Source organism: Mediterraneibacter flintii, from assembly GCF_055387595.1.
Window position 1 is genome coordinate 3738913 of sequence record NZ_AP031405.1, and the last position, 19318, is coordinate 3758230.

The window sequence follows — 19318 nt, forward strand, 5'->3', positions numbered from 1 at the left end:
AGCTAAAAACAAATTTATATGGAGGTACTATGAACGCTTATAATTTATTTAACGTAACCGGGAAAAAAATTGCTATAACCGGTGGTACACGCGGTCTTGGATACGGTATAGCCGAAGGTTTTTTGGAGGCCGGGGCAGAAGTCGTCATTTTCGGAAGTAACGAAAAGGTATATAGAACTGCTTCACATTTTTGCAGCAGAGGATATATCTGTCATGGTGTTGTCATGGATCTTTCCGTTTCCAGCCAACGGCAGGAAGGGTTTCAAAAGGCCATAGAACTTCTAAATGATCTTGATGTTTTCGTCAACTGTGGCGGTGTTCAATATCGTTGCCAAAGCGAACATTTCCCCTTAAAAAACTGGGAGGAAATATTAAATATCAACCTTACAGCAGTCTTTGAGCTCTGCCAGCTTGCCGCCAATGAATTTCTTCGCAGAAGAAAAAGAGGCACTATTATCAATATAGCGTCTATGCTCTCTTTTTTCGGCGGTTACACAGTTCCGGCTTATGCCGCTTCTAAAGGCGGAGTCGCACAACTTACGAAAGCACTCTGCAATGAATGGGCCTGTAAAGGAATAAAAGTAAATGCGATAGCCCCCGGTTATATGGATACAGATATGAATGCCGCACTTACAGAGCCTGCAAATCCCCGATATTCAGAAATTACTAAGCGTATACCTGCAGAAAGATGGGGAACCCCTGAAGATATGAAGGGAACTGCTATTTTTCTTGCTTCTGATGCTTCAAACTATATCAACGGCGCTGTTATTCCTGTAGACGGCGGATATTTAGTAAAATAGAAAGGATTATGCGAATAAAAGCAAAAAGGTGATTAAAATGTGGAATCCTCAATGGTACACTATAGATAGTTTCTTAAATCGTATTCCCCAAAATGTCTTTCATAAAGAACTGGATTCAAATGCATCGAATATTCCTACTTCTCCTGATGAATTACAAAATCTTCATGTTCTTGCCCGTTCCTCTTTTATACTAAATCATAAAGATATTATGGCAATCAAAACTCGTCGTCAGATTTTCTCTTTGAATATAACTGCCGATGATTACTATAAGCTCTATGTAAACGGTCATTTTATAGCGCAGGGACCAGCTCCTTCTTATCACGATTCTTACTATTATCAAACACTAAATCTGGGAACTTATCTTACAGAAGGAAAAAATGTGTTTGCTGTACACCTATATTACCAAGGCGTTATAAACCGCGTCTGGAACAGTGGTGATGATCGCTTTGGTTTTGCCGCAGAGCCTTCTTTTTCTCTGAAGGATAAATTAGTATGGAAATATCATATTTCATCCGCTTATAGTGGATGTCTTACCGGTTATGATACACAATTTCTTGAGAATTTTGATAGCAGAAAATGGGATGAAGCTTGGAATTTACCTGATTTTGATGACAGCACTTGGAAAAAAATGGCTCCCGCTTCCTGGCAGGACTATACGCTCATTCCCCAACCTACAAAAGCTCTGGATATTTATCAAATCCGTCCGTCTAAAATAAAAGAAATAAAGCCCGGTACATTCCTTATAGACGCAGGAGAAGAAATAACCGGTTCTCTCTGTTTGAAAGCTAAAGGTACATCCGGGCAGAAAGTACGCATACAATGTGGTGAAGAATTAGATGAATCCGGAAATGTCCGCTTTAAAATGCGCTGTAACTGTACTTATGATGAAACTTGGACTTTGGATAATGGAATCTGTACACTTGTCCCCTATGACTATAAAGGGTTGCGGTATGCACAAATCAGCACAGAAGAACCTATAGAGTTTCTTGATATTTACTTTCTGGTACGGCACTATCCAATGAATGAATCCTTCTGTACATTAAAATGTTCTGATACTCTCATTGAAAATATCTTTCAGATATGTAAAAACGGAGTAAAATATGGGGTGCAAGAACAATATATGGATTGTCCTACCCGGGAAAAGGGTCAGTATCTGGGTGATGCTATCATTACCTCACGCTCCCAGGCATGGCTGACAGATGATACGTCTATGATGTTAAAAGCAATTGATCAATTTGCCTCCTCTGCACGTATATGTCCCGGACTTATGAGTGTAGTGCCTGGCTCTACCATGCAGGAAATTGCTGATTTTTCTTTGATGTTTCCACTTCTCATAAAACAGTATTATCTGTTCACCGGAGATATTGACACCATAAAAATTTATCTTCCGGTTATAGATAGAATGTTAGAACACTTTTCCTGTTTTGAAAAGCAAGAAGGGCTTTTATATACTGTAAATGATAAGTGGAATCTGGTAGACTGGCCGCCAAATCTCAGAGATGGTTATGATTTTGAACTTGGAGAACGAGTTGTATCTGATGGTTGTCATAATGTCATCAATGCGCTTTATATCGGTGCTTATAAAGTTCGTCAGGAATTATATAATCTTGTTTTTCCCACTCCGGATTTAGGTACAGAACATAAAATATATCAGCTTGAACAGGCTTTTCTGGACAAATTTTATGATCCTGAAAAACACCTTATGACAGATGCCGAATACAGCACACACACTTCCTTGATGTCTAATACCTATCCGCTTTACTTTGGAATTACTCCTCAATCGGATAGAAACTATACAGCAGACTGGATTTACAAAAAAGGGGTTTCCTGCGGTGTCATGCATAGCTATTTTCTAATGAAAGCACTTGCCGGTCAAGGACACTATGAGCAATTATATGATCTTCTTCTCAGTAAAAATGAACATAGCTATTATACCATGATCCAAGAAGGCGCCACGACCTGTTTCGAGGCATGGGGAAAGGAACAGAAATGGAACACCAGCCTCTGCCATCCTTGGGCAAGCGGCGCTATCTCTATACTTATTGAGGATATCGCAGGAATACGTCTTAATCCACATTCTAAAACAGGATATAAACTGGAACCTCATATACCTGACAATGTAAAATATTTTGAACTTTCTGTAAGATTCCGAGATAAACTGATTCATGTAAAAAAATAAATCTATCTTTTTTCAGACGGACATAAAAACTGCCGCAAAACAGTGAGCTTTCTCCTGTTTCGCGGCAGCAGCCTGCATATATTCCCACATAACTCTTTTATGTGCCAAAAATTTTATTTTTCTTTCCCTTACAGGCAGGAAGCATATGCTTTCTCTGCTCCGTTTTCACGAATGTTAAGCAGGTTTTCTGTAACCTTTTTCTCCAGACCTTCGATCTGACTCAAATCTTCGCCCCACATTTTTTCGTTTGTAAGTACTGCATGTACCAGCTCCTCTGCACTGTCCTCTCTATGCTCATAGTAGAAATCCAATACCCATGCGTCATCCTGGACTTTGTAGGTATTCCCCTTCGGACGCCTGCAAATCAGTCCATCCTCTGTCCTTTCCTGTATATCGCTACTATAAAATGCAATATATGCGGCGAGGCTCATTGTAAGGCATACCGGAAGCGCCTTCTTTTCTTTTACATATTCTTCAAATGACGGAAGGTTTCTTGCCCGCCACTTGGAGGTAGAATTTAAAGAAATACTCATCAATTCATGGTCTACAAATGGATTGTTAAAACGATCTTCTACTGCCGAAGCGAAATCCATTAAATCCTCTTTGTCCAATGGAAGTGTTGGAATGATCTCATCATAAAGCATCTTATTCATAAAGCCTTTAATCGTCTCGTTATGCATACAGTCTCTTACAATATTCTGTCCTGACAGATAAGCGCCCAGGACAAATCCTGTATGTGCTCCATTTAAGATGCGTACCTTTCTCTTTTTATACGGAGTTACATCTGGTACAACCTGTACATTTAATCCGGCTTTTTTAAACGGAAGACGCTCCTCCAATTCTGCCGGCCCTTCGATGATCCATACTCCAAAGCACTCTCCGACGTCCATCAAATCATCTTTATATCCATTGTCTGCTTCCAGCTTCTCTACTTCCTTTGCATCCTTGATTCTTCCCGGCACAATCCGGTCTACCAATGTGGAACAAAAGATATTTTCCGCTGTAATCCATTCCTTGAAATCTTCGCCTAGTTTCCAGTCATCTATATGCTGAAGCACACATTTTTCCAGCTCTTTTCCGTTATTGTCAATCAGCTCACAGCTTAAAATGACAACGCCTTTTCTGCCTGCCTTAAATCTTTCATACAGAATTTTCGTCAGCTTTGCCGGAAAACTGTTCGGAGGGCACTGTTCAAATTTACTCTCTGGGTCGTAGACAATTCCTGCCTCTGTTGTATTTGATACAATATATTCCAGCTCCTCACTGCAAGCAGCCTTAATGACAGCGTCAAAATCTTCATATGGATTGATGCATCTGCTTACAAAAGAAATGACTCTTTTCTGATCTACCTTCTGCCCTTTCTCACTCCCACGCAGGTATAAGGTATACAGTCCTTCCTGACCGTTAATCAATTCTGTCAGCCCCTGAGGGATCGGCTGAACAAGTACGCCTTTTCCTTCCCAGTCTGTCTTTTCGTTCGCACAGTCGAAGAAATAATCTACAAATGCCCGCAGAAAATTTCCCTCTCCAAACTGTAATACCTTCTCCGGCGCGCTTTTCTTAATATATCCCTGATACCCTGATTTTTCCAATACCTGATAATTTAATTTTTCCATTTCAAATATCCTCTCTATTTAAAATATAAATATATTTTCTTATTTTATATTTGTAAAATCGATCACTACTTTCAGCATATCTCCGCTGCTCTTGTCAAAATCTGCAAATGCTTTTGCAGCCTCCTCAAACGGGTATACATTTGTAATAACCTTTTCCAGATCTGCTTTTCCATCTTTCACCAAATCGATCAATTCGATAAAATCTTTCTTCAGAGCGTTTCTGCTGCCGAACACATTCAGCTCTTTCTTCTGGAGCAGTGTAAAATTAAAGTCCAGGTTTTTCTTTCCAACACCAATCAAAACAACTTTCCCGCCGAATGCCGCCGCATCAATTGTATTCTGGAAAGTAGACGGAAGTCCCACCGCTTCAATACACACATCAAACCCATTTGGCTGAACCGTTCCGTTTACTTCATATGTACCTGTGATTTCAGAGATAGCCTCTGTAAAGTGTTCCGGCGAATCGTTCAAAATTGTTCCTGCAAACCCAAACTGCTTCTGTACATACTCCAACTTCGGAGCCTGCACATCACTGATATATACCTCTCCGCCCAGCGCTTTTGCAGCTACCGCCGCCAATACACCTATGGTTCCAGAACCGACAACCAGCACTTTGTCTCCTTTATTAATTCCTGCGCGCTGTACACCATGATAGCTGATACAGAAAGGTTCAATAGCAGCAAGCACTTTCGGCGGAAGCCCTTTCCCATCATAAATTCTCTCTATCGGCATTGTAATATATTCACAGAATGCTCCGTCCCTCTGACAGCCCATTGTCTCATTGTTCATGCATGCATTCACAATGCCATGTTCACAGCTATAGCATTTTGTACAATTAAAATAGGGGTTGCATGTAACGATCATGCCTGGTTTCAACCCTTTGTCATTCTCATCTATTTCTACAATTTCAGCGCTGAACTCATGTCCTGGAATACGCGGATAATCAAAATACGCAAATGTGCCTCTATAAGAGCCCAAATCGCTTCCACAGATTCCTCCATATAACAGCTTCAAAAGAGCTTCTCCCTGTTTTCTGACCGGTTTTTCCACTTCACAGATTTCAACCTCTCCTGGTGCATTAATTCGTATTGCTTTCATTTTCATCTTCCTCCTATCCTTTTTAAGCACTTGTATTACCACAAATTTCCATTTTCATCAAATCCCCAGTCCTCTGGCTCTGACTCTATCTCCATATCTGGATTCTTTCTTACCTCGTCATAGTAAGCTTCTGACAGCATAATATGTTCGATATGCAGGCTGTTCGGGATCCGAACAATACGCGCGTTTGATTTATCAATCTCGTTACACGTTTTTACGCATACCTGAATCGCTTCTTTATCGCTTTCCATAATAATCGGAATCCGGACTCCTCCTAAAACAGTACAGGTAATTGCATTCGGGTACATAGACGCTAAATCCAGCTTGTCAAAGACTCTCTTTGTCGTCGCACTAGAATACCCAAGGCCAATCCCATTTCCATGTGTTTCAGGGCTTAAATCTAAAACACATACCTTCTGCGACTGTATACCTCCTGTTGCATAAGGCGTACAAAACGTCCCTGTAATATTGGGATCCATCCCGTCTCCACTGAAATTCTTACCTATCTGATCTACTACAAGTACATCACAGCTATCCACCAAAATACGAGGCATATTTGCCGCTGCCTCCTTTAACAGCTCCGGTTCCTTTTCTTCAATCTCATCCGCGTTTACGGCTGTGATTTTCCATGTTTCATCATATGCATTTTCAATTGTCGGAACCGCAAACAAGATTGGCGCATTTTCTATAATTGCCTTTCCAAACATAGGAACATTTTTTGCCATATTCTTAAATCCTGCCTCATGGCAAACCTCTGCTCCATGCTGTTTTCCAAGCCCAATCGCCATCATTTTCATCATACCGCTTTCATACGGTCCGCGAAATGCAGTGTGGGGCTTGATACGGCATCCCAATATAATTCCATCTGCTTCCGCGGCATGTTTATCGATAAATACTTCTCTGCCGTCCTCTGTCAATCCTATTTTCTTGACCTCCATAGAAGAAACAATCGGACATCCGGTATACGCTTCTGTAATGCCGTATCCTTCCAAAATTTCTCTCTGTCCTTCTGCCGTAGCTCCTCCATGGCTTCCCATTGCAGGAACAATAAACGGCTTGGCGCCTTTCTTTTTCACAAAATCAGCAATACATTTTGTAGTAAGAGCTACATTGGCAATTCCTCTGCTTCCTGCAGTAATCGCAATCCTCATTCCTGGCTTTATCTGGGACGAAAATTTTTCATCGGAAAGAAGATGTTCAATGATATTCGGGATCTTTTCGACTTCAATGCTATTTCGCAGAAATTTCTGCTTCGCTCTGAACATTCTCGGCAGCTTCTGGTCACTGACCAGGTCCGCTACAAATTGTCGTTCTCTCATCTTTCTTCTCCTATTGTACTCTTTATTGTACTATATGTTGTATACATTATAGTACCTTAAAATAAATTTTGCAATTACTTTATAGAAAATATTTAATTTTTTGTAGCAGTTCAGCCATACAGTTGTGCGAAAAGCATAAAACATGCTTGCATGTTTTTGCGTGCGTACATCTGTATAAGCTTAAGCGCCCGTCAATGAGTAAAACGGTGGCGGCAGCCACAATAAGCACGCAGTGCGGTTTTACGAATGGCACGGGCTGAACTGTTACGATTTTTTCTAATTAACATATATATTTTTTATCAATTTCACATAAATATAGTCCTGCTATATAAAGACATCCTCTATTAAATTGGATAAATTTACTCAAAATAAACCGGCTTCACGCTCCTTTCACATTCCAATCAAAAGCCTATCTCTACTTCCAATTGGAATGTCATAACAGCACAAAGCCGGTTTCTTATCGTTCCATCAGTTCCTAATTTATAATAACATGTCTCCACCTTCAATCATAGCCTCAAAGGATGCCCTTTTTGAACAAACTAGATGTTCTTTCATTGCCTCCGCCGCATCTGACCATTTTTCTTCCAGACATGCCTCTATAATCTTGAGGTGCTCCCTCTGGGTTGCTGCAATTCTATCCCTGCTTTTTACTCCAGACAGTATTCTCAAACGCCGGTTCTGATAATAAATCCTCTCATACAATGCTTTAAAATACTCATTTTCTGTTGCATTAATAAATTCTATATGCAATTTATCATCAATGTCGTACACATCATCGTAAATATCCACTCCCTCGTGGATGTCTTTTTCTTTTTTCTTAAATACTTTTTCATAATACAGAAACCGTTTTCTATCGATGTTCCCTGCATAATGTTCAATCACATATGGCTCTACCAGCATACGCGCTTCGTATATAGAATTGATTTCACGTATCGATAGGGACGCCACCATAATTCCCTTTTTAGGCAGGATATGTACAAGATTTTCCTGCTCCAGTCTGCTGAGCGCATCTCTGATAGGTGTCCTGCTTGCACCGATCTCTTCCTTTAATTTCTCTTCATTCAGGAGGAAATTAGGAGGATATTCACAAGTAATAATTTTATTTTTAATAATATTATACGCCTGTTGTTTCAGGGACTCTTTTTTCATTTCTCAAACCACCTATATCCGTTATTTCAACGTTTATTATATCATACTATTGTCCGGCGATACAGTCCCACTTTTTCAAGAATTCACCATTCTTAACACTGTTCCATCCCAGACAATCCCTTCTCCTTGGCACATAAAATAAAATGGGCAGTCATTTGCCTCCAATCGCATCTCTCTGTCAAACATATAAGGTTCGCTTCCATGCCTAATAAAAGTCCAGAAATGGCTTGGAATTGTCAGTTTCGGTTTTACAAGATTTACAAGTTCTACTGCCTCCAATGCGTTCATATTGCCATATTCTCCGTTGATTGGGACAATTAATACATCTACATCCTGAGAAGCAGCATATTTCATCCGTTCGCACTGATAAGAAGTATCTCCAGAAAAATAAAATACCCGACCGTCTGTACGAATCAGTATACCGACTGCGTCCGGAGCGTGATCTCCATGATCTGCGAACACCGCTTCTATTTCAAATCCTCCGCATGTAATTTTCGTCCCTTCATCAAATTGTAACAACTGCTTTTTATCTATTTTCGCATCCAGACACATATTATATGCTGTTTTGGGAGCCAGCAGCTTTGTTTTTGGATTTCTTTTCATCATTTCAGGTATAATGTCCATATCCAGATGATCCTCATCATGGTGACTGATTACAAGTACATTTGGATTTAGTTCTTCTGGTTCCAGTACCGGCATCATCAATCGTTTCAAACCACAGATTCGCTCTACGGCGTCTGATAAATACGGATCCACAGCAAGTATTTCATTTTTACTGTTTTTCAGCAAAAACCCTGCCTGTCCCAACCAGAAAATCCCCACTTCCCCCTCTTTCGGATTACACGTTCTTACCTTCTCTACAAAATACATTTAGTTTCTCTCCCTTCTATAAAAAATCGTTGCCACGGCAAGTCCTATCACCAGGCAGACAGCCATAAAATAAAATGCAGCCTGTTCTGTCAAACTATTTTCTATACTGCCAACAATCACTGGGAATGCTGTCATCCCCACTGCATAGACAGCCTGGAAAATTCCCATCGCTGTGGAATAGTATTTCCTGGGAATCCCCCGCATACTTTCGCTGGTCAAAGAGGTAAACAAAAAGCCCATAGCAAACGCTGCTAAAATCTGGCACACATAAATTCCATAAATACGGTTCATGTTCGGAACAAGCACACAGTATAATGCCTGAACAAATAATCCTGCCGGCACAATTTTGGTATGTCCAATCCTCGTAAAAAAGCTTCTACTTGACAAATAAGAAAATAAAACAGCAAATACAATATATATGATAGAAGTCGCTCCGACTTGCCACTGTCTGGCTCCCAGATTTTTTGCTGCCTGTATCGTAAACGACATACACGTTGCCATCTGCACTCCCTGCTGCAGCAGAGCCAGCACAGAAAAAAACAGAAGTCTCTTATGCAGAAAGAGCTTCACCAGCTCCTTCTTTTCTGCTCTTTTTCCCTCTGCCCTTCTCTCCCTGAGCCCTGCGCACATAAGTGTACCGGCTATCCCTGCCGTCATACTGAATACGCAGATCCATCTCATTCCCAGATGTGCGTACAAAACAGAACTGACACCAAATCCGATAAGTACGCCTGTATTATTTGCCGCAATCACCTTTCCGGTCGCCGCCTGTAAGTTCCCCTCGCCATAGAATCCCATATAGAAAACCATATAAGAGATCCATGCAGATGCTCCAAGTCCAGAAAATAAATTTGCCATAAAAAAGCCTGCCGCATTTGGAAATAGCACCCTTATTAAGGATGCTATTCCTACACAACATATTCCCAATGTAATAATTTTTTTATGTCCGCCTCCTGTATCGGCAAGTATTCCGACAGGTATACGGAAAAATATTTGTACAAGACCATATGCTCCGATAATGATACCGACAATATCAGCAGGAACTCCAATCTCTGTCAGATACGTTGTCTGATAAGGAATATATACATATTGTCCAAACCAGAATATACATACAAGTATCAGAAGCAGCCGCATCTGTTTTTTCTTATCTTTCATTGAAAGAGATACACCTCTAATGCATTTTTATAGTATACTTTTTCTAATTCCTCTTTTGTAAAGATATTTCCTTCTGAAAGATACTCTGTCAATTTCTTATAAGAATTTTGTATCAGCACTGACGGAATATCCGTCCCCCACATCAGCTTATCTACTCCTACAATATCTTTTGCAGATTTTATAAATTCACACCCAGTCGGAAATGGGTATGTCTCCGGCTGTACGTTGAACGGAATCGCTGCCAAATCAAAATATACATTTGGAAGTGCTAGTTTTTCCATGCTTTCTTTGAAACACTCTGTATCTTTATCCGCCAGTGTAGGTGCCAGAAGATGGCAGACTACTATCTTTAGTCCAGGGCATTTCAAGGCAATTTTTCTCACCGCTTCAGGCTGGAAGCTGTTCATACCCGGACTGCCAATATCCAACACAAGTACCTGCGAATTCTTTTCGCATTTCTCCGCAATCGGAATAAATACTTCCGCAAGATCAAAGGGATGATGATAGGACATAAATCCTCCCCCTGAACTCGTTTCAAACTTCATAATCCGAAAACCTAATTCTCTTGTCAGTCTGTCATAAATCATATCCGCATATCTCGCCATTGGATCAAACGTTCCGGCTCCGACAAACATTTCCGGATACGCACGTACCGCCTCTGCCACATATTCATTTGCAAATCCATAGAAGCTTCCCTGCAAAAGTACTGCCTTTTCCACGCCATTTTCCTTAAGGACTCTATGGCAGGTCTCATAGGTAAAACCTTTATCCCCAAGTCCTTCGGGAATCATTTCTATAATATCTCCGTTTGCCCATCTTCCTTTTCCATTTCCAATTGGGTAAAGCTCTCCTTCCCCTCGGAAACCTTGTAAATTCTGAAATACATGTACATGTGCGTCTATGATCTTCATATGCCTACCTCGCTTCTTATTCTGTTGCTTTTGCTTTCTTCTTAAAGAGACCGCCTTTTTGCAGACCACTCTTCTTATATCTTACGTGCGCATCCAACGCAACTGCCGCAACGATAACGATACATTTAAAGATTCCATGATAATCGGAAGCAACTCCCATCAAACGCAGGCCATTCTGCACAACTCCTACAAGGAATGCACCCCAGATTGCCGCAAGAACAGAACCTTCTCCACCCATCAGAGAAGCCCCGCCTACAACCAGTGCTGTCAACACGAAATTGTCATATCCCTGTGCTGCTTTTGCAATTGCCTGCCGATTCATACTTGCCAATACAATTCCGGCAAGCGCTGCTGTAAATCCAGATGCTACATAAGCAACAATTGTTACTAAACGACTTCTAACACCCGACAAACGACATGCCTCCGGATTACCACCTACTGCATATACATTTCTTCCAAATACAGTTTTATTCAATATAACATAAGAAATAACTGCCATAATTGCCATAATATAGATGGAAAACGGTACTCCCAACAGCCTTCCGCCCCCGAGGAAAGCGAAAGAGGCTGGCTTCATACAGGGAATTACATTATTCCCCGTCAGAAGTTGTGCAATTCCATATACAATATTCTGGGAGGCAAGCGTTATCAAAAATGCCGGCACTCCAAACTGGGTAACAATCAGTCCATGTACTAGTCCTACAGCACATCCCAGCAGCAAGCCTCCAGCAACACCAATTATAACACCTGTTGTAGAATAATTGTGATCTACGATCTGTGTGACTGCCAATGCTCCTGCCGCTGCCGCAACTGCACCTACAGATAAGTCAATTCCTCCTAAAAGGATAGGAAAAATTGTACCACAGACCATAATTCCATAGATGGAAATAGAAAGTAGGATACTTTTCATATTCGCACCTGTCAGAAAAACTCCTGGCTGAAGGATTGTCAGAACCAGCATGATAGCTACGAGAATCCACACTCTCTGGGATTTCCCAAATAGTTTTTTCACCTTATCCTTACTCATGTTTTTCTGCCTCCTTCGTAAGAATTCCTGACTCTGCCATCAGAATATCCTCCTGTGTAATCTTGCCGCTTGAAAATTCTGTAAAAATCTCGCCTTTTCTCATAACAATGATTCTCTGTGATACACGGAGCAATTCTTGCAGATCTGATGAAACCATAATAACTGACGTTCCATTTGCTGCCAGCTCTTCCAGGATTTTATAGATCTCGTCCTTTGCTCCAATATCGATTCCAGCCGTTGGTTCATCGATAATCAATAGTTTCAGATCGCGGCTTAACCATTTTGCAAGAACTGCTTTCTGCTGATTTCCTCCAGAAAGATTTCCTACTGGAATCTGTGGATTATTCGGCTTAATATTTAGCCTTTCCACCATCTCTTTTCCCAGTTTCTTTTCTTTCCCTTTATTTACAAAGCCGCCTCCTGCAAGTGTATCATAATTTGTCAACGCAACATTGCGTTCAATGGACAGAAGCGGTGTAAATCCCTGGTTTCTTCGGTCTTCTGGAACAAAGCCAAATCCTTTTTTAATGCTGTCAGTAATCTTTTTCGTCAAAGGCTGTCCTTCGAATTCCACCATACCGCTGTCACAGGGGTCTGCTCCGTAAATGCAACGCATAACCTCTGTTCTCCCTGCACCGACCAACCCAGCAAATCCAACAATCTCACCTTCATGTATTTCGAAATTGATATTTTTAAAAATTCCTTTTTTGTTAAGATCCTTTACCCTTAACCTTACTGGTTTATCTGAAGTAGCTAAATTATTTGAAGCAGTTGCTTCACTTAATTCCTTTCCTATCATAAGGCGTACTACTTCCGCAGGAATAATCTGTTCTTTTGTAAGTGTTGCCACTCTCGCACCGTCCCGCAGAACAGTAAGTCTATCTGATAGACGATATACTTCTTCTAGACGATGTGAAATATAGATAACACTTACTCCGTCTTTTCTAAGTTGTTCAATAATCCCAAACAACGCATCTGATTCCTTTGTACTCAACGACGCTGTAGGCTCATCCATAATAATCAGTTTTGACTCTTCACTCAGCGCTTTTAAAATTTCAATCGTCTGTCTCTGTGCAATTGTAAGTGTCTCCACAATCGCATCCGGCTTAATACCAAATCCGTACTTGTTAATTAACTCGGAGACTCTCTTTCGCATTTTTCTTGCACTGACAAAACCTGCTCTGCTCTCCTCTTTTCCAAGCATAACGTTCTGCATAACTGTCAGAGTAGGAATTAAACTCAATTCCTGATAAATAACACCAATGCCAAGCTTCGCGGCATCATTCCTATTATTGATTTCCACAGGCTGCCCGTTCCAGTAAATTTGACCGCCATCCTTCGGATAGATCCCTGTCAATATCTTAATCAATGTGGATTTACCAGCACCATTTTCTCCCATCAGTGCGTGGACTTCTCCTGATTCCACAGAAAAATCAACCTTTTTCAATACAGGAGAACCATTGAAGCTTTTCTCAATATCTTTCATTTCCAATAACGTAGACATTATGCTTCACCTCCTGCCGTTTCCACTGATTCTGTATCCTCTTCCCTGGCCTTCCTCTGGATACGTTTCTGCATGATGTCATTGTAAACTGCGTCAAAAATAATCATAACAACAATTACAATTCCTTTTACAACCAACTGTGCTGCTGTAGGAAGATTATATTTCAATATACCGTTCTGCAATACCGCCATAAAAATAGCACCTACGGCAGAACCAAACACATCTCCACGCCCTCCTGCAAATGCACATCCTCCAATTACAACTGCTGCGATAATGTCAAATTCCATCCCTGTGCCAAGGTCTGTTGTAACACTTCCTACACGTCCAATCTGGAAGATTGCTGCTATACCGCACAGAAGACCTGTGATAATAAATACAAGCCAGCGAATCTTATCTGTATTTATACCAGATAATTCTGCGGATTTTCTGTTCGCACCTGTTGCATAAACATATGTACCAAATTTTGTTTTCTTTAAAACAATTTGTCCGATTACTGCTAGAAGCACAAACGCAATCGTAACCAAATAAATTCCATTGATACTTCCGCCCATAATCAGGATACCCTGATTCTCAATTTTCTTGTTGCTGATAACCCCAGCCTCTCGAATCGCAAACACAAATACCATAGAACGAAATAAGTACTGTGTAGACAGTGTCGCAATAAACTCCGGCACTCTTAATTTTGTTACGATAAATCCATTCAATGTTCCGCATGCAAGTCCTGTTAATATGGATATTATCATAATCAATCCTGCAGATAACTGATAGTTATACAGCAGATTAGCACAAAGCATACCTGCAAATCCAACGGCTGCACCGGTTGACAAATCAATCCCCGCCGTAATGATGACAAATGTAACGCCGATAGCAATGATACCGGTAACCGCACATTCTCTTAAAATGCTCAATATATTACCTGCAGTAAAAAACGAATTGCTGGTCAGTCCAAATACTAGCATTATTATTACCAGCGATGCGACTGATATCAATCGCCGCATATTTTCCTGTCTCATAAGAATATTCCTCCTACCTTACAGCCGACTGCTAATCTGCTGTTATACTGCTGCTATCTTCTCAATTACCAGCGCATATCCTCTGTAATTTCAGACAAAGTATCTGCTGTTACAATAATTGGTGCCATCTTAACAATCGGTGTCTCACTTAAACTGCTTGCAGTAATTCCTGATTCAATAGCATACATAGCAAACTGAGCACATGCAACTCCCTGGCTCTTAGCATCTGTATAAACAGTTCCTGTACACAGTCCCTGCTCGATGTAGTCTAACATCTTTGACTCGCCGTCAACACCCCAAATCTGCATCTCTCTACCTGCTGCTTTCACTGCTTCAGCCGCACCTTCAGCCATTGCATCATTATGGCAGAGAACTGCATCGATCTCAGAATATTTTGTAAGGAAGTCTGTCATAACTGTGTTTGCATTTTCTGTCAGCCATTCTCCTGACTGTTCATCCAGAATTTCAATATCCGGATATGTCTCTTCCATTACTGCTTTAAAGCCTTTGTCAATGTTTTCTCCTTTAGTTGCCCCTGGTGTAGCAGAAATAATTACAACTTTTCCCTGTCCTCCCAAGCTCTCTCCGATAGCTTCAGCAATCTTTTCTCCAGCCTCTACATCAACAGCCGCTACCAGGCCTGCATGTGTCGTGTCAGCATCCAGGTTACATGTAATAACTGGAATACCAGCCGCTTCTGCCTTGTCAACAGAAGATGCGAGTCCTGCTGCATCCGTTGCCTGAAGAATAATTGCGTCATATTTCTGGTTGATCAATTCATCCATAATTTGTACTTCTGTATCTACAGATGCTTCTCCATCATATACATCAAATGTAACGTTTGAGAAATTATTAAGATAAGACTGCATTCCTTCTGCCCATGCAGCAGCACAAGAATCTCCAATTACATTTGGCAGAAATGCAATTTTGACATCCTCTGTATAGGCATCTTTTCCAGCAGCTTTTTCGCCTGAATCTGAACCACCAGCTTCATTATCTGTCTTAACACTTCCGCACCCTACAGCCGTTGCTGCAACCATAGCTCCAACTAAAAATAAAGATACTATTTTCTTTTTCATAACGTTCTCCTTTTCTTATTACTGACATTGTATAATACATCTTTGCATGCGTTTATGTATTACTTATTGTATACAATAGCACTCTTTGTATATTTTGTCAATAATCATCAATTGTTTTTTTGCTTTTTTATAACTTTTCCCAACCTCTTTTTTTCACCATATAATTTCCCCCATAAAATTCTATTCAATTCGCACTATATATGATATTTTATTCACAATTTTCCATCTTTTATAAATAAAGACCCGCAGGATTTCCCTTCTTATAACCTACGAAAATCCTGCGGGTTTATATATTTTACTTTGTATTCCTTTTCCTGACTCACACTGCTTCAATGTTTTCCCAGATATTCTTTATTATAGAGCATATGCGCCAGCATTGCTTCTTTTGCTTTTTCAGGTTCTCTTGCAGCTATCGCATCTGCCACTGCTCTGTGCGTGCGCATAGTCTGCTCTGTCAGTCCTGCATTTGTCACCTCTACCAGTCCCTTTATCGCAGAGTGAATGACAGGTAGCACATTTAATACAACCTGGTTTTTACTACTCTTTGCAATCAGTTTATGGAAAGCAACATCCTCTTCCTCAAAAGTCTCTCCTTTATGAATCTTGTCCTCCACCGCCTGGCATGCCTCCAGAATTTTCTCAATATCACTGTCCGTTGCTCTCTCTGCCGCAAGTGCTGCAATCTCCGGCTCTATCATGCTGCGGATTTCCAGCAAATCTTTTGTAAGCTTTCGTTTGTTCTTTATAAATCCCAGACCTAACGGATCGTCCACAAGGCCTGGTTTCTCTGCCACAAATGTGCCAAGCCCGCGGCGGATTTCAACAATATTTTTTGACACCAGAATTTTGATCGCTTCTCGTATCGTTCCTCTGCCTACATTTAAAGACTGGGCAAGCTGAAATTCATTCGGCAGTTTCTCCCCTTTTTTATATTCATTGTCCGCTATCAGACCGGTAATCTGTCCAGCTACCAGCTCCGGCAGTGATTTATCATTGCTCTGTATTGTTTCCAGCCCCATCCTATTCCTCCTGATGCATTTTGCTTTCTGTTCATTATTTTCCCACCCGTACATCATCTATACGTTGATGACGTTATTCTATCATAGAATTCTGCATTTGACAATTGACACGTATGACGTCATATGTTATATTGAGGTCAGAATAAATCAGGAGGAACCAATATGAAAGCCATTAAAGTCATTGAACCATTCAAAGTAGAGATTGTAGACGTACCAAAACCGGAGATCGAAAAACCAGATGACGTTATTGTCCGCGTCACTTCCGGCGGAATCTGCGGATCTGATATTGGTATATGGAATGGGACGAATTCCCTTGCTACCTATCCCAGGCTAATTGGACACGAATTCGGAGGAATTGTAGAATCTGTAGGTTCTGCCGTAAAAGATATAAAACCAGGAGATCAGGTAGCCGTAGATCCTGTTATAAGCTGCGGGCACTGCTATGCATGCCGGATCGGCAGACATAATGTATGCCGGGATTTGGAAGTAATGGGAGTACACCGGGACGGCGGATTTGCAGAATATGTAAAAGCGCCTTCTGAAAATGTACACCTATTCCACAAAAAATTTGATGAATCCTTACTTGGACTGGTAGAACCTTTTACAATCGGCGTAGAAGTTAATAACCGCGCACAAATCGGAAAAGGAGATAAAGTGTTGATTATGGGAGCCGGCCCAATTGGTATCTGTGTAATGCAGGTTGCAAAGCGCAACGGCGCACAAGTCATTATGACAGATCTTGTAAAGGAACGCTTAGAGAAAGCAAAGTCGATGGGCGCGGATAAAACGGTTCTTGTCTCTGAAGAAAACTTAGAAGAACGCCTGGATCAGTTTACTGACGGAGAAGGGATTCCCGTTGTTGTAGATACTGTATGTATTCCCTCTTCATTTGAACAGGCTGTCAATCTTGCGTGTCCGGCAGGACGTGTCGTATGCCTTGGCCTGAAAGATAAGCCGTCCAGTATCTGCATGGCTGAAATTACAAAGAAAGAGCTTACCATTGTAGGTTCCCGCTTAAACAACCACTGTTTTGATGAAGTAATTGAAGGATTTGAGGACGGAAGCCTGCATCCGGAAGAGCTGATGACAAAAGCTTATAATTATAAAGAGATTATGGACGCTTTAAATATGATCAAGGAACATCCACAAGATGTATTAAAAATCGTGCTTAAGTTTGAAGATTAGATTTCTTCTTACAATTTCCATTTCATAAAGAAAATGCCCGAAGGCCGCTTTATGTCTCCCGGGCATTTTCTTTTACTTTTTTTATTTTTACATAGTACAGCCAGCCGGCAATATCTGCCAGAGCCCAGCCAATCGGCACTGACCACCATATTCCGGTTACACCAAGCGCAGTCGCAGACAAAAGGTAGGCAAGCACTACTCTCGTACCCAGTGATATAACCGTCAGAACAACGGACATTCCAGGCTTTCTCACTGCCCTGTAGTATCCGTAGAATAAAAACAAAATTCCAATTCCAATATAAAACGTTCCCTCGATATGAAGGTACTGTACTCCTACAGCGAGAATTTCTGTCTCCTGTGCTTCTATAAACAACGATAACAATGGCTTCGCTAACAGCCAGACTGCCGCAGAAATTACCATACAGAATCCAAATACAAGATATACCGCTTTCCGACACCCTTCACGAATCCGTTCCGGTTTACCTGCCCCGTAATTCTGCGCTACAAACGTAGAAAATGCATTTCCAAAGTCTTGAACAGGCATATAGGCAAATGAATCAATCTTTACCGCCGCCGCAAATGCCGCCATCACTCCCGCGCCAAAGCTGTTTACTAGTCCCTGCACCATTAAAATTCCCAAATTCATAACAGACTGCTGCACAGAAGTCAAAAAAGAAAACTGAAAAATTTCTATTATTAATTTTTTCTTTATTTGTAAATGCTTTTTCTGTATCCTGAATTCCTTCCTCCGAAACCATGTGTATAAGGCAATTCCTATTCCTGATACAAACTGTGAAATGACAGTCGCCAAAGCAGCGCCGCCTACTCCTGCGTGGAACCCCAGTACAAACCAGAAATCCAAAATTACATTTAAAATAGCACAAACCGCAAGAAAAAGAAGTGGGACTACGGATTCTCCTATTGCCCGCAAAAAGGATGCAAAATAGTTATAAAGAAATGTCGCGCTGATTCCTGCAAAAATAATAAGCAGATACTCTCTCATCATTCCGTATACTGCTTCTGGCACCCTTAAAAAAAAGAGAATCCCGTCAATTCCAAGAAAAACGAAAATATTCAGTACAACCGTAATACTTCCTATCAGCAAAAAAGAAGCCGCCATACTCTTTTTCAGCGTCTCCGTATCTCGCTCTCCATACCGGATAGAAAACAGCGCGCCGCTTCCCATACAAAGCCCTAATATAATCGAGGTGAGAAATGTCATCAATGTATAAGCAGAACCCACCGCAGCCAGCGCATTGGCGCCGATAAAGCGCCCTACAATCAAAGTATCTGCTATGTTATAACACTGCTGCAAAAGGTTCCCTGCCATCAAAGGCAGGGAAAATAACATCATCTTTTTTGCAACAGAACCTTCTGTTAAATTTACTGTCATG

16 protein-coding genes are annotated in these 19318 nt (G+C 41.0%); 3 read left to right on the forward strand and 13 right to left on the reverse strand.

Translation table 11 applies throughout. The features are described from left to right. Nucleotides 1–29 precede the first annotated feature (29 nt). Nucleotides 30–800: an SDR family oxidoreductase gene (locus tag ACZ5C4_RS17790; RefSeq protein WP_464522164.1), complete on the forward strand. Its 771-nt coding sequence runs from the start codon at nt 30–32 to the stop codon at nt 798–800. A gap of 37 nt (nt 801–837) precedes the next feature. Then, a complete protein-coding gene (locus tag ACZ5C4_RS17795; RefSeq protein ID WP_464522165.1) occupies nt 838–2979 on the forward strand; it encodes a family 78 glycoside hydrolase catalytic domain in 2142 nt (713 codons plus the stop codon). A 128-nt stretch (nt 2980–3107) separates the two neighbouring features. Here the strand turns inward: ACZ5C4_RS17795 and ACZ5C4_RS17800 are convergent, their stop codons facing one another. The 12 genes from ACZ5C4_RS17800 to ACZ5C4_RS17855 form a co-directional block, all read right to left on the reverse strand. Next, nucleotides 3108–4595 carry a tagaturonate reductase gene (locus ACZ5C4_RS17800; RefSeq protein WP_464522166.1) on the reverse strand — a complete coding sequence of 496 codons (1488 nt, stop codon included), beginning with the start codon at nt 4593–4595 and terminating at the stop codon, nt 3108–3110. A 39-nt stretch (nt 4596–4634) separates the two neighbouring features. Further along, nucleotides 4635–5693, reverse strand: coding sequence for a zinc-binding alcohol dehydrogenase family protein (locus ACZ5C4_RS17805; protein ID WP_464522167.1), 1059 nt, complete (start codon nt 5691–5693; stop codon nt 4635–4637). Between the two features lie 35 nt (nt 5694–5728). Next, nucleotides 5729–7012, reverse strand: coding sequence for a nickel pincer cofactor-dependent isomerase, group 22 (locus tag ACZ5C4_RS17810; protein ID WP_186876605.1), 1284 nt, complete (start codon nt 7010–7012; stop codon nt 5729–5731). A 480-nt stretch (nt 7013–7492) separates the two neighbouring features. After that, a complete protein-coding gene (locus ACZ5C4_RS17815; protein ID WP_464522168.1) occupies nt 7493–8161 on the reverse strand; it encodes a GntR family transcriptional regulator in 669 nt (222 codons plus the stop codon). Nucleotides 8162–8236: 75 nt separating this feature from the next. Continuing rightward, nucleotides 8237–9031, reverse strand: coding sequence for an MBL fold metallo-hydrolase (locus ACZ5C4_RS17820; RefSeq protein ID WP_464522169.1), 795 nt, complete (start codon nt 9029–9031; stop codon nt 8237–8239). Next, nucleotides 9032–10186: an MFS transporter gene (locus ACZ5C4_RS17825; protein ID WP_464522170.1), complete on the reverse strand. Its 1155-nt coding sequence runs from the start codon at nt 10184–10186 to the stop codon at nt 9032–9034. Continuing rightward, nucleotides 10183–11097, reverse strand: coding sequence for an amidohydrolase family protein (locus ACZ5C4_RS17830; RefSeq protein ID WP_464522171.1), 915 nt, complete (start codon nt 11095–11097; stop codon nt 10183–10185). The genes ACZ5C4_RS17825 and ACZ5C4_RS17830 overlap by 4 nt, the downstream gene beginning before the upstream one ends. Before the next feature lie 16 nt (nt 11098–11113). Beyond that, nucleotides 11114–12124 (reverse strand): ABC transporter permease, encoded by a 1011-nt coding sequence (locus ACZ5C4_RS17835; RefSeq protein ID WP_464522172.1) that lies wholly within the window; start codon nt 12122–12124, stop codon nt 11114–11116. Further along, nucleotides 12117–13628, reverse strand: a complete 1512-nt coding sequence (locus tag ACZ5C4_RS17840; protein WP_464522173.1) for a sugar ABC transporter ATP-binding protein — start codon at nt 13626–13628, stop codon at nt 12117–12119. Before ACZ5C4_RS17840 ends, ACZ5C4_RS17835 begins: the two co-directional genes overlap by 8 nt. Continuing rightward, nucleotides 13628–14641: an ABC transporter permease gene (locus ACZ5C4_RS17845; protein WP_464522174.1), complete on the reverse strand. Its 1014-nt coding sequence runs from the start codon at nt 14639–14641 to the stop codon at nt 13628–13630. Before ACZ5C4_RS17845 ends, ACZ5C4_RS17840 begins: the two co-directional genes overlap by 1 nt. Nucleotides 14642–14706: 65 nt before the next feature. Further along, nucleotides 14707–15720 carry a sugar ABC transporter substrate-binding protein gene (locus ACZ5C4_RS17850; RefSeq protein ID WP_464522175.1) on the reverse strand — a complete coding sequence of 338 codons (1014 nt, stop codon included), beginning with the start codon at nt 15718–15720 and terminating at the stop codon, nt 14707–14709. A 329-nt stretch (nt 15721–16049) separates the two neighbouring features. Next, nucleotides 16050–16739, reverse strand: coding sequence for a FadR/GntR family transcriptional regulator (locus ACZ5C4_RS17855; RefSeq protein WP_464522176.1), 690 nt, complete (start codon nt 16737–16739; stop codon nt 16050–16052). A gap of 162 nt (nt 16740–16901) precedes the next feature. Between ACZ5C4_RS17855 and ACZ5C4_RS17860 the strand changes: the two genes are divergently transcribed. Then, nucleotides 16902–17924, forward strand: coding sequence for a zinc-binding alcohol dehydrogenase family protein (locus tag ACZ5C4_RS17860; RefSeq protein WP_464522177.1), 1023 nt, complete (start codon nt 16902–16904; stop codon nt 17922–17924). Nucleotides 17925–17973: 49 nt separating this feature from the next. On the opposite strand, the gene ACZ5C4_RS17865 is transcribed toward ACZ5C4_RS17860, so the two are convergent. After that, nucleotides 17974–19317, reverse strand: a complete 1344-nt coding sequence (locus tag ACZ5C4_RS17865) for an MATE family efflux transporter (RefSeq protein ID WP_464522178.1) — start codon at nt 19315–19317, stop codon at nt 17974–17976. Between the last annotated feature and the right edge of the window lies 1 nt (nt 19318).